The following is a 24246-nucleotide window of genomic DNA, read 5'->3' as shown; positions in this document are numbered from 1 at the left end:
ACCAAAGGGCGTGGTTGCTGATAAAGCCGCCGCGCCCGGAATACCCGGGCCTGCCGCAGCGAGGGGCGTTACGATCTCCCGCTGCGCTCTCCCTGATAACGAACTTTCAACGGGCGCGATTATCGCGCCCGTTGTTATTTTAGAGGGGATGGCGACGAATAACCCCTTCCTGAACGCTGGAGGCGACCAGTACGCCCTGCCGGTCATAGAACTGCCCGCGGACAAAACCGCGCCCGCCGGAAGCCGAAGGGCTTTCCACCGCATACAGCAGCCAGTCATCGAGACGAAACGGCCGATGAAACCACATCGAATGGTCGATGGTGGCCACCTGCATACCGGGTTCCAGAAAACCAACGCCGTGCGGCTGCAGCGCGGTCAACAAAAAATTACAGTCGGACGCATAGCCCAGCAGATACTGATGGACGGGCGCGTCTTCCGGCATTGGTCCGCTGGCCCGGCACCATACATAGCGCACCGGCTGGTCGACCTCACCGCGCAGCGGGTTGTGAAATTTGACCGGCCGCATTTCAATCGGCCGCTCGGCGGTAAACGCCGCGCGCAATTTTTCCGGCAGCAGCGGCGCCATTTGCTGCGCGATCTCCTGCTCCGATTTCAGCGACTCCGGCGGCGGCACGCCCGGCATGCTGTTTTGGTGTTCGAAGCCGTCCTCCGGTTGTTGAAACGAGGCGGTCATGTAGAAAATCGGCTGGCCGTTCTGGATGGCGCTCACGCGGCGCGCGCTGAAACTGTTGCCGTCGCGCAGGGTTTGCACGTCATAAACGATCGCTTTCTGGCTGTCGCCCGGCAGTAAAAAATAGCTGTGAAAGGAGTGAATGACGCGGCCTTCCGGTATGGTCTGCCCGGCGGCGCTGAGCGCCTGACCCACGACCTGACCGCCGAATACCTGGCGCAGGCCCAGATCCTCGCTCTGGCCGCGAAATAGCCCCTGCTCGATTTTTTCCAGATTCAGGAGATTAAGTAGACGTTGTAAAACCTGACTCATGATATAGGCCTCTCCGGCTGAAGTTGAACGAATGGCGTCGCCGCACACAGTATACCCGTCATACTCCGGGTTGCGGCTGCGCTGGCTGCGTTCAATCATTCGGCCATAGCCGCAGGGCTGTCGCCAGCGGCGCGATGACTAAGGGCCAACCCTGCGCGTTGTGGCAAACGACGGCGTTTACCCCGCCATCCGAATTATTTTAGCTATGGCGGTGTGTGGAGCAGGCTTACATATTCTCCAGGAAATTATCAGAATTTTGTACCATGATTATAGGGCTGGATAGTCCATACTACTTAGTAGCCGATCCCATCAGGGCTGTTTACCGGCCGTTTTGGACACGGCAGCACCTGCCGGGACAGGCTTTTATACCCGTTGAACTTCATGCCGCAGACGCGTCGGCTGCTTTGAATATCCGGTCCGCTGCGCGTTACTGGCGGTGCAACATCTGTCCGGAGCGGGGGACGCCATCCTGAATACGGCGTTCAGTCGTCGTTTCTCTGCATGCTGAAACCTATCCGGGGTATCTCATGCCGGTCGTCTTCCCGTACCGGCAGCCTGACAATAACAAGGGGACTGACCGAATGAAACTATGGCATATCTTTGGTGGTATCGCGTTATCTGTCACTCTGGCCGGCTGTGCGGATAACCAGAGCTATAACGGCACCGGCGCAGCCGTCACCCCGGCTGCGGACACGGCGACGCAGCCGGAGCAGATTGCTATGCCCTCCGTGAGCGGGACCGTAAACATCCGCCAGCGCGTGGCATTGCCGAATAATGCGGTTCTGACCGTGACGGTTTCCGACGCATCGCTTTCGGATGCGCCATCTAAGGTTATTACTCAACGTGCAAGCTGGACGGAGGGGCGTCAGGCGCCGTTTAATTTTGTGCTGCCTTACAATCCGGCCAATGTGCAGCCGAATGCTCGTATCCTGCTGAGCGCGGCTGTATCGGTTGATAACCAACTGCTCTTCATTACCGACCAGGTGGTGCCGGTGATTAATAACGGCGTGAAAAAGGCCGACCTGCTGCTGGTGCCGGTCAGCTCCGTTGCGCTGCCGACGCAGTCGTCTGTTCCGGCCACTTCGCCAGCGCCGGCGGCATGGTGAGGGGCTTCCTGATTTGTCCTGATTGCCGAACGGAAAAATAAACAGATTCGCGCAGGGCTGGCGCGCTAACGCCGCAGATAAGGGTTAGCCGCGCCAGCGAAACCGGTTTAGATCGATACGCCCCTGCGCATCCACCTCAATGTCTTCCGCCAGCAGCGCTTGTCGTTGCCGCTGAAAATCCTCTCCCTGGAGCGAAAGCTCGCCTTTGCGATTAATTACCCGATGCCAGGGCAGTCTACTGCCCTGCGGCAGACGCTTCAGTACGCCGCCCACCTGGCGCGCGGCGCGCGATGAACCCGCCATCTGCGCGATGTCGCCATAGGTCGTCACCTGGCCGCGAGGAATGGCGGCGACAATCTGGAAAACCCGCTGACGAAAGGTGTCGTTTTCAGCAGTCATGTGTTGCTGGTTACTCCGATTACGTTGTGTAAACCAGCATAGTGGCACAAGGCGCTGGGCAAGAAAACAGCGGTCAGGCGATGTCGCCTTGCAATTGCCGGTGCCTTCACCGATAATGCCCACCGCTTCCTTATGGGGAAGCGGCCAATGGAGGCCCTGTCGGTTCTCCCGCAACATTACCCTGTGAACTCGGTCAGGTCCGGAAGGAAGCAGCCGCAGCAGGCGACGTGTGTGCTGGGATGTAGCTGGCAGGGCCTCCACCCATTTCGGCGTCCGTTTTTTTCCCTTCTTGTTTTTCTCTGATTGTTATTTTGCTGGCCAGGCTTTTTCCATCGCGACATATTCCTGCTGTCAATCGCGCGTCGTTGTTCTGTTCGAACGATGGAGATAAAAACGCGCTGCGCTATCAGAAGGCGCGTTCATGTGCAGGCGGGCGGCGGTCGGTGATATTCGGCTCCGGCGTTGAGCGCGCGATTTGCCATAGCGCTGTTGCCGCCTGTCCGGCGGCGTTTTATCCACCACCCCCTCAGGGCTGATGAAACGTCGGCGGAGAGGTCGCGTCCATGCCGTGCGGCATATTGTGCGATCCGGCGCGTTCGTTGTCGGTAAGTCTATAGCGGATGCCGCCGCGCGCCTGTTCATTATTGAGCGCCGCAGCAGCCCGGTAACGCGGTATCTTCGTATTCATCGCGGCTAATGGCGCCCTCGCGCCAGGATCAGCTTCAAACGTACCTGGAGCGGCGCCGGCGGTTCCGGGCTCTCCAGCGGCGGTTCTGGCTGCGTATTTGACGGACACGCTATCTTTACCAAAAGCCGCCGCACCAGCGAAGCAATTGCTTCAGCGATCGTTCCGAGCGCGACCTGAATAAAGTCTGTCGGGTCTGTCCGGTATTCTGGCGTTCAGCGTGCGGTTTGCAAAAGCTTGAGTGTCTTCCATTGTCGCCATATTGTTGATTTTCTTCACCCCGCCAGCGAGCCGTCTTTCTCTGGCGTATCCAGGGGGAATTTGTGAACTATATCACTTCGAATAGTTTTTATTCAGCGGCTTAATATGATCGACATCATTCTTGAGCGTTGAAAGTAATATACAAAATTAAAAAATAGTGTTTGAGCATCCTATTTTTGTGATTTATATCACCCAATGGAGCGCTAGTTTTGTTTCTGGGTTGTGATTTGTATCACAAAATATTTAACCAGTTGACGGATGTATGCGCTATCTCCGCCTGGCCGCTGCGATGTCGGCCGAACGCTCGTCATCCGGTAATTAAATTATGACTCGCGCGCTTTAGCCCTGAAAGAGGGCCACTGAAGAAAAACCGGATTGATTAAGGGGATATACAGCTCGTCTCACTGTATTTTATCCGCCTTATTCTTTGCGCACCCCTTCATCAGACCAGCCGCCGCATCCATTACGGATGCGGATTTGTCCGTCGGGTCGGCTGGCAAATGGCGGAGGGCGGAAATCACCCGATATTCAATTCCACCCGGCGGTATAGTCACCGCCGGGTGGGAATCGTACGCTTAGGTTAAGGGAAGTGTGAATGGCAAGGCCGCCAGAATGAATTGGTGCAATGCTGTCATATATACCTGTTATTTTTCAGGCCGTGACCGTGTGATTTCCTTTCTCCGCCGCTCGTGTTCAAATCTGTTAGCGTAGATTTGTTAGCCCAGTCACTTACTGAGTAAACCATCCGGGGGATAGGCCGCCTGGTGACGTCCTGTATCCTGAAATATATCGGGTATAGCGCTGTAGGTTAGCGAACGTATTTCCATACAGATACAGGTATTTTGTCATACAGCTTGTTCATGGTTAGCTCGGCCAGGCGGTGATCCGCTGCAGAATAGAACATCTCCAGCTCATCGTTAGATAGCTCATACTTATTTTTTTCAATAACGCGTTCAAGCGTGTCTATCGTGGTGCATTTTCTTAATCGCATCAAATAATCAATTTTTTTCATAGTGGCCTTTTCGTTTACACTAAATACCTGGTGGTTAATAAATATAAGAAAAATTATTGCTTAAGTTTTTCAGGCGTACAGGCATGTAACCCTGAGAACATTCCGAATAGCTGTTCCCTGGTTTTCTGCCACTGACGTAACTCAGCGTCATTGATGCCATAGTTGCTAAACAGAATGTAGGTGTCATCAAGGTACTTTTCTACCTGCAGATAAAGTTCCTGTTCATCTGGATATTTTATTTTAAACGTCAGAATAAATGTAGCGATATGATCAATCAGTTCATTTAACTGAAGGTTGATCGCAGAAGTCGGATCGTTAACCCAGCCATGGTTGCTGTCGCCTAACGTACTCATGCTTTCGTCGTACAGATTTTTACATAAGAATCTAAGTTGGGCAATATCATATTGCTTAGGTGAGTACTCGTCCATATCGTCTCCTTGGTTAGGCCGTTATTCAAAGCAGCTCAATTAGGTTTAACCGTTACAGCGGGCAGACTGATGACGTTTGCGAGCTAGCTCGCCTTAACAACGCAGCGGGGAACTCCTTTATTTAATATAGCTATGCTAACGAATTCATGTCATTCAATTACTTATTCTTACAATTTCCATACATAAAAAATACGCCTCCTTTGATTATAGCAAAAAAGAGCGTATGGACAGGCGCAATAAACGCGGGTTTTATAGCACTATTTCTGACGATAAACCGATAATAGCTTAATTCTCATTAATTGATTAAGGAATTATCTTACGCGCCGTGGCGGGCTATTTGATGTGTATAGCTAATATAACGACTGGTTTCATTAGCGTCAAAAGAACGATTATTATTCAGAATAGTCTGACTGTTTTTTGTGGAATAGTTGGCTGGTAGTAATTTATCTTATTGTTTTATTTATTTTTTTTGGCGAGACAATGAATAAACGCTTCCTCCCTGAGGAAGAAGCGTTTATCTGGCGGACTGCGGGGAAAGGGGGAACGGCTAACCTCTTTTTTTCTTCTTTCTGCCCTGCACGGCGTTGAAGCGCGGATTACTCTTGCAGATTACGTAGATACGGCCGCGACGACGCACCACTTTGCAATCTTTATGGCGCGTTTTCGCTGAACGGAGCGAGCTAAGCACTTGCATGATATTTTCCTCTGCGAACGGAGATTACTTCTTAGACAGGAAGCTGCCAAAACGCTGATGAAAACGCGCCGTGCTGCCTTCCTTCGCATATTCTTTTTGTTTACCGGTGTAGTAGGGGTGCGATGCGGAAGAAACATCAATGGTAACGTAAGGATACGTTTCCCCTTCAAATTCAACGGTACGGTCGGTTTTTATGGTGGACCCCAGTCGATACCAGGCGTCCGCGCTGGCGTCATGGAATATCACAGTCCGGTAGTTGGGGTGAATACCCGGCTTCATTTCTTCACCTTTTGGTATGTTATAACGTAACTAATATTCTGCCTGTTTTAACCGCCGACATCAAGTCTGGAATTGACGTCAGGGCTTGGGAACGATGAACTCATTAGAATGCGGGCTGTTGCCTGACTATTGGCCTGGACAGAAGGTATCAGGGAAGCGGTAAGATAAAAAAAGCCGCGTTAGCGGCTTTTTTTACTTCAGACGGATCTGTTATTTAGGCTGGGTTTGAACCGGATGGCGGTGCTCAATATCTTCAGTTTTCTTACTGAAACGGCGCCGAACCACCACAAAGAACACCGGGACGAAGAAGATCGCCAGTACGGTGGCGGTGATCATCCCGCCCATTACCCCGGTGCCGACGGCGTTCTGCGCGCCGGAGCCGGCGCCGCTGCTGATAACCAGCGGCAACACGCCGAGGATAAACGCCAGCGAGGTCATCAGAATGGGGCGCAAACGCATGCGAACCGCATCCAGCGTGGCTTCGACCAGCCCTTTACCTTCTTTATCCATCAGATCTTTGGCGAACTCAACGATCAGGATTGCGTTCTTTGCCGAGAGGCCGATGGTTGTCAGTAACCCCACTTTAAAGTAGATGTCGTTTTCCAGACCGCGCATGGTTGCCGCCAGCAGGGCGCCGATAACGCCAAGCGGAACCACCAGCATAACCGAGAACGGAATCGACCAGCTTTCATACAGAGCCGCCAGACACAAGAACACCACAATCAGCGAGATGGTATACAGCGCGGGGGCCTGGTTGCCGGACAGTCGTTCCTGATAGGACATCCCCGTCCAGTCGAAACCAATGCCGGCAGGCAGCTGGGACGCCAGCTCTTCCATTAGCGCCATTGCTTCACCGGTACTCTTGCCTGGCGTGGCCTCGCCGAGAATTTCCATCGAGGGCAGACCGTTATAGCGTTCCAGACGCGGCGAACCGTACTCCCAGTGACTCTGCGAGAAGGAGGAGAAGGGCACCATCTGGCCGGATGAACCGCGCACGTACCAGTTTGCAATGTCTTTCGGCAACATACGGAACGGCGCGTCGCCCTGCAGATATACTTTTTTCACCCGTCCGCGGTCGACGAAGTCATTGACATAACTGCCGCCTAACGCGATAGCGAGCGTCGAGTTAATGTCGGACAGAGAAACGCCCAGCGCTTCCGCTTTCTCCTGATCGATATCGATCTTGAACTGCGGGGTGTCTTCCATGCCGTTAGGGCGCACGCCGACCACGGTATCAGCGCGCTGCGCCACCATACCCAACAGCTGATTACGTGCCGCGGTGAGTTTTTCGTGACCCAGGTTGCCCTGATCGATCAGCTGGAAATCAAAGCCGGTCGCCGTCCCCAGTTCCACAATCGCCGGAACGTTAAAGGACAATACGATCCCTTCTTTAATCTGCGAGAAGGCGGCATTGGCCCTGCCGGCAATGGCGTTGACCTTGTTTTCCGTGCCGGCCCGTTCATCCCAGTCCTTCAGGCTGACAAACACCAGCCCCATATTTTGACCGCTGCCGGAGAAACCGAAACCGTTAACGGCGAATACGGATTTAATGTTGTCCTGTTCGTTGTTGTGAAAATACTGATTAACCTGGTCCAGCACTTTCTGCGTGTTTTCCTGCGTGCCGCCGGAGGGCAGTTGCACCATGGTCAGCAGAACGCCCTGGTCTTCTTCCGGCAGAAACGAACTGGGCAGACGAAGAAACAGTAGCGCAAGACCGACGACGATCAGCAGATAAATCACCAGATAACGCCCTGTGCTGCGCAATATATTGGCGATGCTGTCGGTATAGTGATGGGTGCTCTTTTCGAACAGGTTATTGAACCAGCCGAAAAAGCCTTTGGTTTTTGCGTGATGCGCGTCTTTATCGACGGGCTTCAGCAGCGTGGCGCACAGCGCCGGCGTCAGAATCATCGCCACCAGCACCGACAGCACCATGGCCGATACGATGGTAATAGAGAACTGACGATAGATCGCCCCGGTCGAGCCGCTCATAAACGCCATCGGGATGAATACCGCGGACAGCACCATGGCTATCCCCACCAGCGCGCCCTGAATCTGCTCCATCGATTTGCGGGTCGCTTCTTTCGGCGGCAGGTTTTCTTCCACCATGACGCGTTCGACGTTTTCCACCACCACGATGGCGTCATCCACCAGCAGACCGATGGCCAGCACCACCCCGAACATGGTCAGCGTGTTGATGGAATAGCCCAGCGCGGACAGAATAGCGAAGGTCCCCATCAACACCACCGGAACGGCGATGGTCGGGATTAGCGTCGCCCGCAGGTTCTGCAGGAACAGGTACATCACCAGGAATACCAGAACGATGGCTTCCACCAGCGTTTTCACCACCTCGTTAATCGAGATTTTAACGAACGGCGTGGTGTCATACGGGTAAACCACCTGCAGCCCGTTAGGGAAAGCGGACGACAGTTTGGCGATTTCCGCTTTTACCGCGGTGGCGGTATCCAGCGCATTGGCGCCGGTCGCCAGCTTGACGCCGAGACCGGAGGCGGGCTGGCCGTTATAGCGGGCGATGACGCTATAGCTTTCGCCGCCCAGTTCAACGCGGGCCACGTCTCTCAGCCGCACCTGGGAACCGTCTGCGTTGACCTTCAGTATGATATTCGAAAACTGCTCCGGCGATTTCAGCCGCGTTTGCGCAATGATCGAAGCGTTGAGCTGCTGCCCTTTGACCGGCGGAGTCCCCCCCAACTGACCGGCGGCAATCTGGTTGTTTTGCACGCTAATCGCGCTGGAAACATCGGACGGCGTCAGCTGATAATTGTTCAGCTTATTGGGATCGAGCCAGATACGCATGGCGTATTTGGCGCCGAACAGCTGGGTATCCCCCACGCCGTTCACACGGCTGATCGGATCCTGAACGTTGGCGCCGATATAGTCAGCGATATCCTGCTGGGTCATGTTTTTATCATCGCTGATAAAACCCGCCACCATCAGGAAGCTGCTGCTGGATTTCTGTACGCTGACGCCCTGCTGCTGAACCTCCTGCGGCAGCAACGGCATGGCCAGCTGCAGTTTGTTCTGTACCTGGACCTGGGCGATGTCGGGGTTGGCGCTCGAATCAAAGGTCAGCGTAATCGTCGCGGTACCGGAAGAGTCGCTGCTGGAGGACATATACATCAGCTTATCGATACCGTTCATATTCTGTTCGATAACCTGTGTAACGGAGTCCTGCAGGGTCGAGGCATCCGCGCCCGGATACATTGCGGTAACTTCGATAGCCGGCGGCGCGATAGTCGGATACTGCGCGACGGGCAGCTTCATGATGGCCAGTGCACCCACCAGCATCACCATGATGGCGAGTACCCAGGCGAAAATGGGACGATCTATAAAAAACTTGGCCATGTATTACCGGCTCCTGTTAAGACTTCGCGGGTTCAGCATTTGACTCAGAGTTTTGCGGCGCCACTTCTTGCGTGGTTACCTGAACCCCAGGCCTGATTTTCTGTAGACCGGTAATAATGACGCGGTCGCCTTCTTTCAGTCCCTGCGTCACCAGCCATTTATCGCCGATGGCCTGACTGGCGGTCAGCACGCGCTGTTCCACTTTGTCGCCTTCGCCGACCACCATGGCGGTTGCTTCGCCGCGCGGCGAGCGGGTAATGCCCTGCTGAGGAACCAGAAGCGCATTGTGGTTGACGCCTTCGTCCAGACGGGCGCGCACAAACATGCCGGGCAACAGGTTATGCTGCGGGTTAGGGAAGATCGCGCGCAGCGTGATGGAGCCGGTCGTTTCGTCAACCGTGACGTCGGAGAATTCCAGCGTGCCGTTGTGATCGTACAGCTGGCCGTTTTCCAGCAGCAGGCGGACGTTGGCTTTGCCTTGCTCTTGCTTCAGCGTGCCGTTTTCCAGTTCCTGTTTCAGGCGCAGAAAATCATTGCTCGACTGGGTTACGTCTACATAGATCGGGTCAAGCTGTTGCACCGTGGTGAGCGCGGTGGTTTGTCCGCTCGACACCAGCGCCCCTTCGGTCACCGTCGATTTACCGACGCGGCCGCTGATGGGCGAAATAACTTTGGTGTAGGCCAGATTAATGCGGGCGCTCTCGACGGTGGCTTTGGCAGCCTGCACCGCGGCATCGGCCTGGCGCGAGGTGGCGACCGCCTGATCGTAATCCTGACGGCTGACGTAGTCGGTGCCGAGCAGCGGTTTGTAGCGGTTGACCGTCACGCGGGCGATTTCCGCGCTGGCCTGCGCCTGCGCCAGACTGCCTTTGGCGCTGTCATAGGACGCCTGATAAGTGGCCGGATCGATCTGATACAGCGAGGTTCCCGCTTGCACATCGCTACCCTCAACGAAATTGCGTTTCAGGATAATGCCGCCGACCTGAGGTCGAACTTCCGCGATACGGTATGCCGCTGTGCGCCCGGGTAGTTCCGTCGTGATATTCAGTGACTGGATTTTGAGCGTCACAATCCCGACTTCAGGCGCTTGTTGCTGGCCGCCCTGCTGGGCTTCTTTATTATCACATCCGGTAAGGAAGAGACCGCCAGAAAGCATCAGAACCGCTGCCAGAGGCTTAAGCCCTCTGTTTTTGTTCATAGATAAACCTCAAGTGTCCGATTTTGTATTGATCAATGGATCACAAGCTTTAAAACCCATTGCTGCGATAATAATTTGTGCGTGATATAGTACATACATTCGCGAATGTATGTAAATCCGGCTTTGTTTAAAAAACAGTATCATGGCACGAAAAACCAAACAGCAGGCTCAGGAGACACGTCAGCATATTCTCGACGCCGCATTGCAGATGTTTTCTGAGCGCGGCGTGTCGACGACTTCACTGGCGGATATTGCCCATGCCGCCGGGGTGACCCGTGGCGCTATTTACTGGCATTTCAAAAACAAAACTGAATTATTTAGTGCGATATGGGGGCAGTCTGAATCAAAAGTCCATAATATTGCTAAAGAGTATCGGGCAAAATATCCTGATAATCCACTTTATGTTTTGCGTGAAATGCTAATTTACATGTTGCGTTCCACTCAGGCCGATCGTCAGTGGCGCCTGATGATGGAAGTCCTGTTTCACAAATGTGAATTCGTGGGCGACATATTATCTTCATATAATGTTCGCAAGGAGTTTTACCACCTCGGCTATACGTGCATTGAAGAAGATCTGACGCGCTGCGTCGACTATGAACAACTGCCGGCCGATATGCACATACGGCACGCCGCCGTCACGCTGCGCGCCTATTTCACCGGCGTGATGGAGAACTGGCTGTTTATGCCCGACAGCTTTGATATTTACGCATCCGCGCCGGCGCTGGTGGATGCCTTTCTGGATATGTTGCGCCTCAGCCCGGCGCTGCGTTCGGCGGCCGTCTGAGTCGAGCGAAACTGCGCGTAGCGCTATCTGCCCGCCGGCGTTACGTGCTAATCTGACCCATCTTCGCTGCTATGCATGACTTTGTACCATGAGTATCCAATCGCGTTTTTTTGCTGAGTTCCCGCTTTCATTCCCGCTGCGCATTTCCCGTCTGGGTCGTTATCTGCTGACGGCGACGCTGTGCCTGCTGCTGGTCTTGCTCTCCGCCGCGCCGGCGCCGGCGGCCACCAGCAGCGATCTGCCGACCCGCAACGAGGTGCAGTCCCGTATTGACGCCCTGAACAAACAGAAGAGTCTGACGCCGGTCGATAAGCTGACGCAGCAGGATTTAACCCGCACGCTGGAGCTGCTGGATGCGATCGATCGCGTGCGTCAGGAAACCAACCAGATTAAGCAACAGGCTGCGCAGGCGCCGACGAAATTGCGCCAGATCGAAACCAGTATGGCCGATTTGAGCAACGCCAACGACGCCGCTCAGCAGGACCTGGCGCAGCTGTCGCTGCGTCAACTGGAGGCGCGCCTCAACGAAACGCTGGACAATTTACAGTCGGCGCAGGAAAACCTCGCGACCTACAACAGCCAACTGATTTCGCTGCAGACTCAGCCGGAGCGAGTGCAGAACGCCATGTATTCCGCCTCGCAGCGCAGTCAGACGCTGCGTAATCAGCTCAACGGGCTGGGGCCGACTCAGGATATATTGCGCCCCAGCCAGCAGATGATGCTGCAGGCCGAACTGGCGCTGCTCAGCCTGCAGATGGAGCAACAGCTGAAAAGCCTGGAGGTGAATACCACCCTGCAGGATCTGCTGCAGAAACAGCGCGACTACACGGCGGCGCAGATTAACCAGCAGGAGCGGCTGGCGCAGGCGCTGCAGAGCGTGATCAGCGGTAAACGGCTGAACCTGTCCGAGAAAACGGCGCGCGAGGCGCAGTCTTCCGAAGATACCCAGCGCATTCAGGAAAACCCGCTGGTGAAGTCCGAACTGGAGATGAATCACCAGCTCAGTCAGCGGTTGATTCAGGCTACTCAGGCCGGCAATAACCTGGTGCAGCAGAGCATTCAGGTAAAAAACTGGCTCGATAGGGCGCTGCAGTCCGAGCGTAACCTGAAAGAGCAGGTTTCGGTATTAAAAGGCAGCCTGCTGCTGTCGCGCATTCTCTATCAGCAGCAACTGAGTCTGCCGTCGGCCGACGCGATGGGCGACATGAGCGCGCAAATCGCAGATCTGCGCATCGAACAGTTTGAGATTAACCAACAGCGTGACGTGCTGTTTCGCGGCGATCGCTATATCGAACAATTGATCGGCAATAATAAGGCGCAGGTCGACGATGAAGTCACCGATGCGCTGGAGCAGATTGTCGATATGCGGCGCGAACTGCTCGATCAACTGAATAAGCAACTGGGCAATCAACTGATGCTGGCAATCAACCTGCAAATCAACCGCCAGCAGCTGATCAACGTCACCGCCTCGCTACAGCACACGCTGACGCAGCAAATTTTTTGGGTCAGCAGCAACAAACCGATGGATTTCAGCTGGCTGAAAGATCTGCCGTCGGCGTTAAAACAGCAAATCCGCGCGATAAATCTAAAAGTCTCGCTCGACCAGCTGTTGTCCGGCGCGCTGAGCTCTCTGCTGTTCGTCGTGCCGCTGCTGCTGGCGGCGGGGCTGATTTTATGGCGCCGGCGTTCGATTGACGCCTGGATCCAGCAGTTGTCGGCCGACGTCGGGCAATTAAAGCGCGACAGCCAGCTGCATACGCCGCGCGCTCTGCTGCTGGCGTTGTTGACCGTGTTGCCCGGCGCGCTGCTGATACTGGCGCTGGGGCTGTGGCTGAAAAAGAGCGACAGCGACATCAGTAATTTCAGCTGGGCGCTGAGTCTGAATCTGGCGTTGCTGTGGCTGGTGTTTGGTCTGACCCGGCGCACGCTGGAGCCGGGCGGCATCAATGAGCGCCATTTCCTGATGTCGTCCATGCTGTGCGCCCACTACCGGCGGCAGACTCTGCGGCTGGGCGCGGCGATGCTGCCGCTGATGTTCTGGTCGACCCTCGGCGAAAACGCGCCGCTCTATCTGGGGGGCGACGTGATTGGTCAACTGGTGATCGTGTGTAATCTGATTTTGCTCGGCATTCTTGTTTTCCCGCTGTGCCGCGACAGCTGGCGCGAGAAAAATACGCATGCCGTTCGGCTGATTGTCATTACCGTCATGGCCGCCATCCCGGTGGCGCTGATTGGGTTGATGGTGAGTGGTTACTTTTATACGACGCTGCGTCTGGCCGGGCGCTGGATTAACAGCCTGTATTTACTCATCGTCTGGAATGTCGTTTATCTGACCGCTATTCGCGGGCTGAGCGTGGCCGCGCGGCGATTGGCCTACCGGCGCGCGCTGGCCCGTCGCCAGAACATGGCGAAAGAGGGGGCGGAGGGCAATGAACCGGTGCCCGAGCCGCCGCTGGCGCTGGAACAGATTAGTCAGCAATCACTACGCCTGACGACCATGCTATTGCTGCTGTTATTTACCTGCGTCTTCTACTGGATTTGGTCCGATCTGGTCACAGTGATCTCTTATCTGGATAGCGTGACGCTCTGGCACTACAACAGCACGGTCGCCGGCAATGCGGTTCTGCAGCCGGTGACGTTGGGCAGCCTGCTGCTGGCGCTGGTGGCCGTCGTCGTGGCTTACGTCATGACCCGCAACCTGCCGGGGCTGCTGGAGGTGCTGGTATTGTCCCGGCTGCAGCTGCGTCAGGGCACGTCCTACGCCGTTACCACCATGCTGACCTATATGATTACCGGCGTGGGCGCGGTGACGGCGCTGGGCGCGCTCGGCGTTTCCTGGGATAAACTTCAGTGGCTGGTGGCGGCGCTGTCGGTCGGGCTCGGGTTCGGCTTGCAGGAGATCTTTGCTAACTTCGTGTCGGGGCTGATCATTCTGTTCGAGCGGCCGGTGCGTATCGGCGATACGATTACCATCGGCAATTTTTCCGGTACGGTCAGTAAAATCCGCATTCGCGCCACCACCATCACTGATTTCGATCGTAAAGAGGTGATTATCCCGAATAAGGCCTTCGTCACCGAACGTCTGATCAACTGGTCGCTGTCCGATACCATCACGCGGGTGCTGATTAATCTCGGCGTGGCCTATGGATCCGATCTGGACAAGGTGAAAGAGGTGCTGCTGCGCGCGGCGCGCGATAACCCGCGCGTGATGACCGAGCCGGAACCCCAGGTGTTTTTCCTTAAATTCGGCGCCAGCACGCTCGATCATGAACTGCGGCTCTACGTGCGGGAGCTGCGCGATCGCAGCTATACCGTCGATGAGCTTAACCGCAGTATCGATCGGTTATGTCGCGAGAACGATATCAATATCGCCTTCAATCAGCTGGAAGTGTATCTGCACAATACGCAGGGGGATGAGGTGAAAACGCAGACGGTTGAATACAAATCGATTCCGGGCGTGGACGGCAGCGCCTGAGGCGCGCCCCGGGAGCGCTAGCGCGCGTCGGGCGCCCCGGCGTTTTGCCGGCGCGCCTTTTGTTCATAGTCGCGCCGCACGATCTCCAGCGCGGCCAGTACGATGGCGGGATCAACGTCATTGCTTTCCAGCAACATAATCAGGTCGACGGCCAGTTTGACGTCGGGCGGGGCATTTTCCAGCGACATGGATTTCCTCTGAGCGGGGGCGACGGCGTTTGCTGTTTATTTTTATTTTATAGCAGAGCGCGCAAACCCGCTGAAATTAAAATCCCTGTTCCAGCCGCTCGATCTGACGTTCAATGCGCAGCAGCGCGCCGCGGCAGCGCGTCAGGCGTCCTTCCAGCGCCGCCAGCTCCTGCTGCAGGCGGCGCTGTTCGTCCAGCCGCGTCTGCCGACTCAGCAGGCTTTCGCGATCCTGAATCATCGCCTGCAGGCGCCGCTCATAATCCTGATGTTCGGCCAGTTTATGATAGAGGTCCGCCGGCGCCTCCGCGCGCGGCCGCTCCTGGCGGCGCAGGCGCTGTGTGGCGACCTCGCGCTGCAGCGCGGCGATCTGTTCAACCAGTTTTTGCGCCATAAAGGCGACGCGTTCGACGCGCTGTTCGGCAACGAAGCGATGCAGGTGTTGCAGATTGCGCTGAATTTCGCAAAGATAATCGTGCATTCGGGTGCCATAACTGGTGAACAACTGACGGTCGAAACGCGATTGCGCCACAGGCCGGTCGGCCAGCGGTTCGAGCGAGCCGGCCAGGTCGGATACCTGTTTATCAAGCGTTTGCAGCAGTGTGTGAGTATTCACGTCAATTCCTTCATTGATGACCCGCGTTGTCTGTCCCGCCGCCGGGCGGCCCAGGCGGGCGGATTCTAAGCTGAAGAGTAACCCGTGTTGGTCATTAGTGATAGAGGGGCTGTGTTATGCACGCGCGCAGGATAAAAAACAACAGGTTGTATCGCGCTCTTCTGGTGGCGGCCGGCTGGCTGGCCGTGGTGTTGGCGACGCTTGGCGTTGTGCTGCCGATATTGCCCACCACGCCGTTTCTGTTGCTGGCGGCCTGGTGTTTCGCCCGCTCGTCCCCGCGGTTTCACGACTGGCTGCTGTACCGCTCCTGGTTCGGCTCGTATTTGCGCCACTGGCAGCAACACCGGGCGCTGCCGCCGGGCGCGAAGTGGAAAGCGGTGACCCTGATTCTTGCGACGTTCGCGCTTTCGCTCTGGCTGGTGGAGGTCACGTGGGTCAGAGGAGTATTGCTGTTGATTCTGGCTATTCTGCTGACCTTTATGCTGCGGCTGCCGGTTATTGATCCGGAGCAACAAAAGTCGCGCTGAGATCGGGCCGAAGGTTGCAATTGACCGGCAGTTTGACTAGATTTGAGCGTTTTCGTGCGCGAATTGCATTTCTCGTCTCACGTGTGCCGTTCGGCCCGTCGGGGAGAGGCGATGGAAGAATCGCGCGTTAAGTTATGTTCAGAACGTTTTATCAGGCATAGACATGATGACTGCAACAGCGCAGCAGATCGATTTGATTAAAAACAGCATCAAAAGCATTCCCGACTATCCGAAGCCGGGCATCCTGTTTCGCGATATCACCTCGCTGCTGGAAGAGCCTGCGGCCTATGCCGCCAGCATAGAGATGCTGACCAGCCGCTACCGCGACGCCGGCATCACGAAAGTGGTCGGCACCGAAGCACGCGGTTTTCTGTTTGGTGCGCCGGTGGCGCTGGCGCTGGGCGTAGGCTTCGTGCCCGTGCGCAAGCCGGGCAAGCTGCCGCGCGAAACCCTCAAAGAGACCTACGATCTGGAGTATGGCCAGGACAGCCTGGAGATTCATCGCGACTCGATTAAACCGCAGGATAATGTGCTGGTGATTGACGATCTGCTGGCCACCGGCGGCACGGTCGAAGCCACGGTCAAACTGATCCGCCAACTGGGCGGCAGCGTAACCCACGCGGCGTTTGTGATTAATCTGTTTGATTTAGGCGGCGCGCAGCGTCTGGAAAATATGGGTGTGGACTGCTATAGCCTCGTCGACTTTCCCGGCCATTAATCATCCGCCCGTCAGGCGAATGTCTTCTCCGTGTTGAGCCGGTTCGCGCTCGCCCCGCGGCGGGGCGCGCCGGCGCAAACTGCGTTGCGCGTCGTTCCGATGCCATCCGGCGCTGGCCGGCCGGCGGTTTTCACGCCCGGCGCGGACCCGCTTCCACGCATAACAGCCTCGCCGATAACGGCGTGGCTGTGTTAGCATGACCCCTTCAATAACTCAACTGTTGCGGTATTGATGAGCTATCAGGTTCTTGCCCGTAAGTGGCGCCCTCAAACCTTTGCCGACGTGGTGGGCCAGCAGCATGTGCTGACCGCGCTGGCGAATGGCCTCTCTCTGGGTCGAATTCACCATGCCTACCTGTTTTCGGGTACGCGCGGGGTGGGGAAGACCACTATTGCCCGTTTGCTGGCGAAAGGACTGAACTGTGAGCACGGCATCACGGCGACGCCCTGCGGGCAATGCGAAAACTGTCGCGAAATTGAACAGGGGCGGTTTGTTGATCTGATAGAAATCGATGCCGCTTCGCGCACTAAAGTCGAAGATACCCGCGATCTGCTGGACAACGTGCAGTACGCGCCGGCGCGCGGGCGCTTCAAGGTCTATCTGATCGATGAAGTGCATATGCTGTCGCGGCATAGCTTCAACGCGTTGCTGAAGACGCTGGAAGAGCCGCCGCCGCACGTCAAGTTTCTGCTGGCGACGACCGATCCGCAGAAACTGCCGGTCACCATCCTTTCCCGCTGTCTGCAATTCCATCTGCGCGCGCTGGACGTGGAACAGATACGCGCCCATCTGGAACATGTGTTGCAGGCGGAGCAGATCGCCAGCGAGGCGCGTGCGCTGCAGCTGCTGGCGCGTGCGGCGGACGGCAGTCTGCGAGACGCGCTCAGCCTGACCGATCAGGCCATCGCCATGGGGCAGGGGCAGGTGACGAACGCGGCGGTCAGTCAGATGCTGGGCACGCTGGACGACGAACAGCCGCTGGCGATTATCGAAGCGCTGGCGCAGGCCGACGGCGTCCGCGTCATGGAGCAGCTGGAGCAGGCCGCGGCGCGCGGTGTGGACTGGGAAGGACTGCTGGGCGAGATCTCCGCGCTGCTGCACCGTATTGCGATGGTGCAACTGCTGCCGTCGGCCGCCAGCGAAGATTACGCGGCGATTGAGCAGCGCCTGCGCGAACTGGCGCGCGCGCTGCCGCCGGCCGATGTGCAGCTGTACTATCAGATTATGCTGGTCGGGCGTAAAGAGCTGCCCTACGCGCCCGATCGGCGCATGGGCGTGGAAATGACCCTGCTGCGCGCGCTGGCGTTTAATCCGCGTCAACCGACCGCGGCGCCCGCCGGCGCCGCGCCGTTTGCGGCGGCGACCCACAGCGACCAGGCGGTTCAGGCATCAAATACGGCGCCGGCACCGTCCGCGGCGCCAGGCGTCGTTTCGCCCGCGACGGCTGCCGCGCCCGCCGCATCGGCGCCGAGCCGTCCCGCGCCGTCATCCGCCGGGCCGGGGCAAGACGCGCCGGGCGCCGGGCTGTCGGACATGACCGCTCAACTGCTGCAGGCGCGCAGTCAGCTGTTACGCAAACAGGACACCCCCCCGACAAAAAAGGCTGAACCGGCGGCGTCAGGAAAAACGCGGCCGGTAACCTCAGCGCTGGAGCGTTTAGCCTCGGCGACTGAGCGCCGTCAGCAGAGCGTGGGCAAAAAATCCCCGGGGCAGGCGGCGAAACCGGAAGCCTACCGCTGGCGGGCGAAAAACAAGCCGGAAGTCAGCGAGGAATCGGTGGCGACGCCGAAAGCGCTGCGTTCCGCGCTTGAACATGAGAAAACGCCCGAACTGGCGGCGCGGCTGGCGGAAGAGGCCATTGAGCGCGACGCGTGGGCGGAAGAAATTACTCATCTGACGCTGCCGAAGCTGGTGCAGCAACTGGCGTTAAATGCTTTCAGACAGCAGGAGGAACCCGGTAAAATCTGTCTGCACCTGCGTTCCTCCCAGCGCCACCTGCATTCGCCTTCCGCGCAGAAAACGCTGGCGGAGGCGCTGGAAGCGCACCGCGGCAAGCCGGTTGAGCTGACGATTGTGGAAGACGACGATCCGGCGGTGCGCACTCCGCTGGAGTGGCGTCAGGCGATTTATGAAGAAAAACTGGCGCAGGCGCGGCAGTCGATTCTTGGTGACAATAATATTCAAACGCTGCGGCGTTTTTTTGACGCGGAACTGGACGAAGAAAGTATCCGCCCCGTTTAACTGCTGCGTACGCGCGCAGCCCGACGATACAGAGAGAAAACTATGTTTGGTAAAGGTGGTCTGGGCAATCTGATGAAGCAGGCTCAGCAAATGCAGGAAAAAATGCAGCAGGTGCAGCAGGAAATCGCCGGCATGGAAGTCACCGGCGAATCCGGCGCCGGCCTGGTTAAGGTGACGATTAACGGCGCGCACAACTGCCGTCGGGTCGAGCTTGATCCCAGCCTGCTGGAAGACGACAAAGAGATGCTGGAAGATCTGATCGCCGCCGCGTTCAACGACGCCGCCCGTCGGATTGACGAAGCGCAGAAAGAGAAGATGGCGTCGGTATCCAGCGGCATGCAGCTGCCGCCGGGCTTTAAGATGCCGTTCTGATGCAGACCAGTCCGCTTCTTGAAACACTGATGGAAGCGCTGCGCTGTCTGCCGGGCGTCGGGCCGAAATCGGCGCAGCGCATGGCGTTTCACCTGTTGCAGCGCGACCGCAGCGGCGGTATGCGTCTGGCGCAGGCGTTGACCCAGGCGATGTCCGAAATCGGCCACTGCGCCGACTGCCGGACCTTTACCGAGCAGGACGTCTGCGCCATCTGCGCCAATCCGCGCCGTCAGCAGAACGGCCAGATTTGCGTGGTGGAGAGCCCGGCGGATATCCATGCGATCGAACAAACCGGCCAGTTCGCCGGGCGTTATTTCGTTCTGATGGGGCATTTATCGCCGCTGGACGGGATTGGACCGGACGATATCGGACTGGGCCGTCTGGAACAGCGTCTGGAAAGCGAGTCGATCACCGAGGTGATTCTGGCAACCAATCCAACGGTTGAAGGGGAAGCGACCGCCAACTATATTGCCGGCCTGTGCTCGCAGTATGGCGTGCTGGCCAGCCGCATCGCGCACGGCGTGCCGGTCGGCGGCGAGCTGGAAATGGTGGACGGCACCACGCTGTCCCACTCGCTGGCGGGACGCCACCCGATAAAATATTGATTCCCGGACGGCAGCCGGTTCGCTCTGCGCGCCGGCCGTCGTTTTCTCTCTTGCCTCGCGCTTTTTCGCCGCGCGCCCTTGAAAATCTCCGCCGTGACCCCCATTGATGCTCATTATGCGTATTTATACTCGTCATACTTGCGTTTGCAGAGGCGTTGGCCGCGCGCCCTACGCCATACTGCAGGCGGAATAATTGACGGTGTATCAGCCACAATGTTACCAGGATTGAGGTAAGCAATGAGTATGAAAAGTCAGGAAACGCGTGGATTCCAGTCTGAAGTCAAACAGCTGCTGCATTTGATGATCCACTCACTCTATTCGAACAAGGAAATTTTTCTGCGTGAGCTGATTTCCAATGCTTCCGATGCGGCGGATAAACTACGCTTTCGCGCGTTGTCCGCGCCCGAGCTGTATGACGGCGACGGCGAACTGCGCGTCCGGGTGTCGATCGATAAAGAACAGCGTACGCTAACTATTGCCGATAACGGCATCGGGATGAGCCGCGATGAGGTGATCGATAACCTTGGCACGATCGCTAAGTCCGGCACCAAAGCGTTTCTGGAGTCGATCGGTTCCGATCAGGCGAAAGATAGCCAGCTTATCGGTCAATTCGGCGTCGGCTTCTACTCCGCCTTTATCGTGGCCGACAAGGTAACGGTGCGCACCCGCGCGGCCGGCGCCGGCGCGGATCAGGGCGTGTTCTGGGAGTCCATCGGCGAGGGCGACTACACCATCGCCGATATCGAAAAGGCCGATCGCGGTACGGAAATCACTTTGCATCTGCGCGAAGGCGAGGATGAATTCCTTGATGACTGGCGCGTGCGTTCGATCATCAGCAAATACTCCGACCATATCGCGCTGCCGGTTGAAATTCAGACCGTGACGCAGAGCGAGGAAGAGGGCGGCGAAGACACCGTCAGCTGGGAAAAAATCAACAAGGCGCAGGCGCTGTGGACCCGCAGTAAATCGGAGGTCAGCGACGAAGAATATACTGAATTCTATAAGCATATTTCGCATGACTTCACCGATCCGCTGGCCTGGAGCCATAACCGGGTTGAAGGCAAGCAGGAGTACACCAGCCTGCTGTATATTCCGGCGCGCGCGCCCTGGGATATGTGGAACCGCGATCACAAACACGGTCTGAAGCTGTACGTGCAGCGCGTTTTCATTATGGACGACGCCGAACAGTTTATGCCGAACTACCTGCGCTTCGTTCGCGGTCTGATCGACTCCAACGATCTGCCGCTGAATGTGTCGCGTGAAATTCTGCAGGACAGCCGCATTACGCAGAATCTGCGCAATGCGCTGACCAAACGCGTGCTGCAGATGCTGGAAAAACTGGCCAAAGACGACGCCGAAAAATACCAGACGTTCTGGCAGCAGTTCGGCATGGTGCTGAAAGAAGGCCCGGCGGAAGACAGCGGCAACGGCGAAGCGATCGCGAAGCTGCTGCGTTTCTCCACCACGCAAAGCGGCAGCTCGGCGCAGACCGTTTCGCTGGAAGATTACGTCGGCCGCATGGTGGAGGGTCAGGAGAAGATCTACTACATCACCGCCGACAGCTATGCCGCCGCCAGCAACAGCCCGCATCTGGAACTGTTCCGCAAGAAAGGCATCGAGGTGCTGCTGCTGTCCGATCGCATCGACGAGTGGATGATGAGCTATCTCACCGAGTTCGACGGTAAGGCGTTCCAGTCGATCAGTAAAGCGGATGAATCGCTGGATAAACTGGCCGACGGGGAAGAAAGCGACGCGCAGAAAGAAGCGGAAAAAGCGCTGGAGCCTTTTGTCGATCGGGTGAAGACCCTGCTGGGCGAACGGGTGAAGGATGTTCGCCTGACTCACCGGTTAACCGATACGCCGGCGATTGTCACCACCGAGGCGAACGAGATGGGGACGCAAATGGCGAAGCTGTTTGCCGCCGCCGGTCAGCAGGCGCCGGAAGTGAAATACATTTTCGAGCTTAACCCTGAACATGCGCTGGTGAAACGCGCCGCGGATATCGGCGACGAGGCTCAGTTCGCCGAATGGGTGGAATTGCTGCTGGATCAGGCGCTGCTGGCGGAACGCGGCTCGCTGGACGATCCGAACCAGTTTATCCGTCGGATGAATCAACTGCTGAGCGCCTGAAACCCGGCGCGGACGCGATAATCGTTACCGCGTTCCATTCGCTGCGCAGCCCCGGCCTACGCCGGGGCTTTTTTTATCCGCCGTTGACGCGCCTGATCCCGCGGAAGAGATCGCCCGGCACCGGCGGCGCGGCCATTTTCTCCGGCGCGCCGTTGCTGAACCGAGCCCGTGCCTTGAGGCCTCGCGCCGGGAGTGGTATGGTTGGGCGTTTTCTCATTCTTTATAAAAAACTCAAGCAAGGGGATTTACGCAATGCGTATTATTCTGCTCGGCGCTCCGGGCGCAGGCAAAGGCACTCAGGCTCAATTCATCATGGAAAAATACGGTATTCCGCAGATTTCCACCGGTGACATGCTGCGCGCCGCGGTAAAAGCTGGCTCAGAATTAGGCCGTCAGGCAAAGGAAATCATGGATGCCGGCAAGCTGGTGACCGACGAACTGGTGATTGCTCTGGTAAAAGAGCGTATCGCTCAGGACGATTGCCGCAACGGTTTTCTGCTGGATGGCTTCCCGCGCACCATTCCGCAGGCGGATGCGATGAAAGAGGCCGGTATCGCGGTCGATTACGTGATCGAATTCGATGTGCCGGATGAGCTGATTGTCGAACGTATTGTGGGCCGCCGCGTTCACGCCCCTTCCGGCCGCGTCTACCACGTGAAATTCAATCCGCCGAAGGTGGAAGGCAAAGACGACGTGACCGGCGAAGAACTGACCAGCCGTAAGGACGATCAGGAGGAAACCGTGCGTAAACGTCTGGTTGAGTATCATCAGCAGACCGCGCCGCTGGTGGCTTACTACCAGAAAGAAGCGGATGCCGGCAATACCCGCTACTTCCGGCTGGAAGGTACTCGCAAGGTGGCTGATATCAGCGCCGAGCTGGCTTCCATTCTTGGTTAAGCTCCCCGTTCAGGCCCCGTCTTCGGGGCTTTTTCCCCGCCAGTCCGCCTCTTTTCTCACCCCGGCGCCGGGCGCCGATACTTATATCTTCCCTGCGCCGGTTGGCTGATTTTTGTCTGGCCGCCGGCCATGATACGATGCTGCCGCACGATGCAGCGTTGCCGCGCCAATCGTCTTTGTCAATGATACCAATACATTCTTGTGTGATTATTTTTCGTTACAATGCGCGCTTGCCGGAAAAAATAATATTGACAGAGCGCGCCTCTGGCTTGTCTGTTTAAGAGGGGAATGTTGATCATGAAACATGAAAAACAGGGTATTTTGTTGGTTAACCTCGGTACGCCGGATGCCCCGACCGCGTCGGCGGTGCGGCGTTACCTTAAACAGTTCCTCAGCGACCGGCGCGTGGTGGATGTATCCCGGCTGCTGTGGTGGCCGCTGCTGCGCGGCGTGGTGCTGCCGCTGCGATCCCCGCGCGTGGCTAAACTGTATCAGTCTATCTGGATGCCCGAAGGTTCGCCCCTGCTGGCGTTCAGCCAGCGGCAGCAGCGGGCGCTGGCCGTTCATCTGCCCGATGTGCCGATCGAACTGGGCATGAGCTACGGTTCGCCTTCGCTGGCGTCGGCGCTGGACCGGCTGATGATCCGGGGGGTGACCCAGCTCACCGTGCTGCCGCTTTATCCGCAATACTCCTGCTCCACCACGGCGGCGGTGTGGGATGGGCTGGCGCAGGCGCTGACCCGCTACCGCTCGCTGCCGCAGATTCGTTTCATCCGCGATTATGCCGACCATCCGGCCTATATTTCCGCGCTGCGTTGCAGCATTGAGCGATCTTTTGCCCAGAACGGCCGGCCGGATAAGCTGATCATTTCTTTCCACGGCATTCCCGAACGTTATGCGCAGGAAGGCGATGATTATCCGAAGCGCTGCGCGGCGACGGTGGAGGCGCTGGTAAACGCGCTGGCGCTGCCGCACGAGCAGGTCAAGATGACCTTTCAGTCGCGCTTTGGCCGCGAACCCTGGCTGACGCCCTATACCGACGAAACGCTGAAAAACCTGCCGTCCCAGGGCGTAAAACATGTACAGGTGATTTGCCCTGGCTTTGCCGCAGACTGTCTGGAAACGCTGGAAGAGATTAAAGAACAGAACCGCGAGATATTTCTCGATGCCGGCGGCAGTCAGTTTGTCTACATTCCGGCCCTGAATGACGATCCCGGGCATATTGACCTGCTGCAGCAATTGGTGACGCGGCCGGACTAGCCCCG

General features: G+C 57.1%; 22 protein-coding genes and 1 other RNA gene. 12 read left to right on the top strand and 11 right to left on the bottom strand.

The features are described from left to right. Positions 1 to 139: 139 nt before the first annotated feature. Entirely contained in the window at positions 140 to 1003 is an 864-nt protein-coding gene (gene tesB / locus FJU30_RS12275) for an acyl-CoA thioesterase II (RefSeq protein ID WP_150435250.1), read from the bottom strand. Positions 1004 to 1584: 581 nt separating this feature from the next. Here tesB and FJU30_RS12270 point away from each other — a divergent pair. Next, positions 1585 to 2109, top strand: a complete 525-nt coding sequence (locus FJU30_RS12270) for a YbaY family lipoprotein (RefSeq protein ID WP_150435249.1) — start codon at positions 1585 to 1587, stop codon at positions 2107 to 2109. An 84-nt stretch (positions 2110 to 2193) separates the two neighbouring features. Here the strand turns inward: FJU30_RS12270 and FJU30_RS12265 are convergent, their stop codons facing one another. Beyond that, on the bottom strand, positions 2194 to 2508 hold the full coding sequence (locus FJU30_RS12265) for an MGMT family protein (protein ID WP_150435248.1): 315 nt from the start codon (positions 2506 to 2508) through the stop codon (positions 2194 to 2196). A gap of 157 nt (positions 2509 to 2665) precedes the next feature. Here FJU30_RS12265 and ffs point away from each other — a divergent pair. Continuing rightward, positions 2666 to 2762, top strand: an RNA gene (gene ffs, locus FJU30_RS12260) — signal recognition particle sRNA small type. A gap of 272 nt (positions 2763 to 3034) precedes the next feature. Here ffs and FJU30_RS26835 read toward each other — a convergent pair. The 7 genes from FJU30_RS26835 to FJU30_RS12230 all read right to left on the bottom strand — a co-directional run bounded on the left by FJU30_RS26835 (position 3035) and on the right by FJU30_RS12230 (position 10431). Beyond that, on the bottom strand, positions 3035 to 3196 hold the full coding sequence (locus FJU30_RS26835) for a hypothetical protein (RefSeq protein ID WP_191091588.1): 162 nt from the start codon (positions 3194 to 3196) through the stop codon (positions 3035 to 3037). A gap of 1066 nt (positions 3197 to 4262) precedes the next feature. After that, on the bottom strand, positions 4263 to 4466 hold the full coding sequence (locus FJU30_RS12255) for an HHA domain-containing protein (RefSeq protein ID WP_150435247.1): 204 nt from the start codon (positions 4464 to 4466) through the stop codon (positions 4263 to 4265). A gap of 53 nt (positions 4467 to 4519) precedes the next feature. Next, the gene (tomB, locus tag FJU30_RS12250; RefSeq protein ID WP_150435246.1) at positions 4520 to 4894 is read right to left on the bottom strand and encodes an Hha toxicity modulator TomB; all 375 of its coding nucleotides are present in this window, start codon (positions 4892 to 4894) and stop codon (positions 4520 to 4522) included. Between the two features lie 547 nt (positions 4895 to 5441). Then, positions 5442 to 5588, bottom strand: coding sequence for a type B 50S ribosomal protein L36 (gene ykgO, locus FJU30_RS12245; protein ID WP_150435245.1), 147 nt, complete (start codon positions 5586 to 5588; stop codon positions 5442 to 5444). A gap of 24 nt (positions 5589 to 5612) precedes the next feature. Continuing rightward, entirely contained in the window at positions 5613 to 5867 is a 255-nt protein-coding gene (locus FJU30_RS12240; protein ID WP_150435244.1) for a type B 50S ribosomal protein L31, read from the bottom strand. Between the two features lie 210 nt (positions 5868 to 6077). Then, positions 6078 to 9233 carry an efflux RND transporter permease subunit gene (locus tag FJU30_RS12235; protein ID WP_150435243.1) on the bottom strand — a complete coding sequence of 1052 codons (3156 nt, stop codon included), beginning with the start codon at positions 9231 to 9233 and terminating at the stop codon, positions 6078 to 6080. A 16-nt stretch (positions 9234 to 9249) separates the two neighbouring features. Next, entirely contained in the window at positions 9250 to 10431 is a 1182-nt protein-coding gene (locus FJU30_RS12230; RefSeq protein ID WP_150435242.1) for an efflux RND transporter periplasmic adaptor subunit, read from the bottom strand. Between the two features lie 142 nt (positions 10432 to 10573). Between FJU30_RS12230 and acrR the strand changes: the two genes are divergently transcribed. Together acrR and mscK are read left to right on the top strand one after the other, a co-directional pair. Then, positions 10574 to 11215, top strand: coding sequence for a multidrug efflux transporter transcriptional repressor AcrR (acrR, locus tag FJU30_RS12225; protein ID WP_150435241.1), 642 nt, complete (start codon positions 10574 to 10576; stop codon positions 11213 to 11215). 94 nt (positions 11216 to 11309) lie between these two features. Continuing rightward, positions 11310 to 14690 carry a mechanosensitive channel MscK gene (gene mscK, locus FJU30_RS12220; RefSeq protein ID WP_395858560.1) on the top strand — a complete coding sequence of 1127 codons (3381 nt, stop codon included), beginning with the start codon at positions 11310 to 11312 and terminating at the stop codon, positions 14688 to 14690. A 17-nt stretch (positions 14691 to 14707) separates the two neighbouring features. On the opposite strand, the gene rsmS is transcribed toward mscK, so the two are convergent. Both rsmS and priC read right to left on the bottom strand, forming a co-directional pair. Then, positions 14708 to 14878 (bottom strand): pleiotropic regulatory protein RsmS, encoded by a 171-nt coding sequence (gene rsmS / locus FJU30_RS12215; protein ID WP_150435239.1) that lies wholly within the window; start codon positions 14876 to 14878, stop codon positions 14708 to 14710. A 76-nt stretch (positions 14879 to 14954) separates the two neighbouring features. Further along, positions 14955 to 15491, bottom strand: coding sequence for a primosomal replication protein PriC (gene priC, locus FJU30_RS12210; protein WP_150435238.1), 537 nt, complete (start codon positions 15489 to 15491; stop codon positions 14955 to 14957). A gap of 146 nt (positions 15492 to 15637) precedes the next feature. Here priC and FJU30_RS12205 point away from each other — a divergent pair, with 146 nt between their 5' ends. From FJU30_RS12205 to hemH, 8 genes are all read left to right on the top strand, one after another. Next, a complete protein-coding gene (locus tag FJU30_RS12205) occupies positions 15638 to 16018 on the top strand; it encodes a DUF454 family protein (protein ID WP_150435237.1) in 381 nt (126 codons plus the stop codon). Positions 16019 to 16184: 166 nt separating this feature from the next. Beyond that, positions 16185 to 16736: an adenine phosphoribosyltransferase gene (apt, locus tag FJU30_RS12200; protein WP_150435344.1), complete on the top strand. Its 552-nt coding sequence runs from the start codon at positions 16185 to 16187 to the stop codon at positions 16734 to 16736. A gap of 231 nt (positions 16737 to 16967) precedes the next feature. Continuing rightward, a complete protein-coding gene (gene dnaX / locus FJU30_RS12195) occupies positions 16968 to 18977 on the top strand; it encodes a DNA polymerase III subunit gamma/tau (protein WP_150435236.1) in 2010 nt (669 codons plus the stop codon). A 42-nt stretch (positions 18978 to 19019) separates the two neighbouring features. Then, entirely contained in the window at positions 19020 to 19349 is a 330-nt protein-coding gene (locus FJU30_RS12190) for a YbaB/EbfC family nucleoid-associated protein (RefSeq protein ID WP_150435235.1), read from the top strand. After that, the gene (gene recR, locus FJU30_RS12185) at positions 19349 to 19954 is read left to right on the top strand and encodes a recombination mediator RecR (RefSeq protein ID WP_150435234.1); all 606 of its coding nucleotides are present in this window, start codon (positions 19349 to 19351) and stop codon (positions 19952 to 19954) included. The genes FJU30_RS12190 and recR overlap by 1 nt, the downstream gene beginning before the upstream one ends. A gap of 243 nt (positions 19955 to 20197) precedes the next feature. Further along, on the top strand, positions 20198 to 22084 hold the full coding sequence (gene htpG, locus FJU30_RS12180; RefSeq protein ID WP_191091594.1) for a molecular chaperone HtpG: 1887 nt from the start codon (positions 20198 to 20200) through the stop codon (positions 22082 to 22084). A gap of 252 nt (positions 22085 to 22336) precedes the next feature. After that, entirely contained in the window at positions 22337 to 22981 is a 645-nt protein-coding gene (gene adk / locus FJU30_RS12175; protein WP_150435232.1) for an adenylate kinase, read from the top strand. Positions 22982 to 23278: 297 nt separating this feature from the next. After that, entirely contained in the window at positions 23279 to 24241 is a 963-nt protein-coding gene (gene hemH, locus FJU30_RS12170; protein ID WP_150435231.1) for a ferrochelatase, read from the top strand. Positions 24242 to 24246 lie beyond the last annotated feature (5 nt).

This window comes from Affinibrenneria salicis, assembly GCF_008710095.1.
Note: the sequence above shows the minus strand (reverse complement) of the source record. Positions and strands in the feature narration are given on the sequence as shown.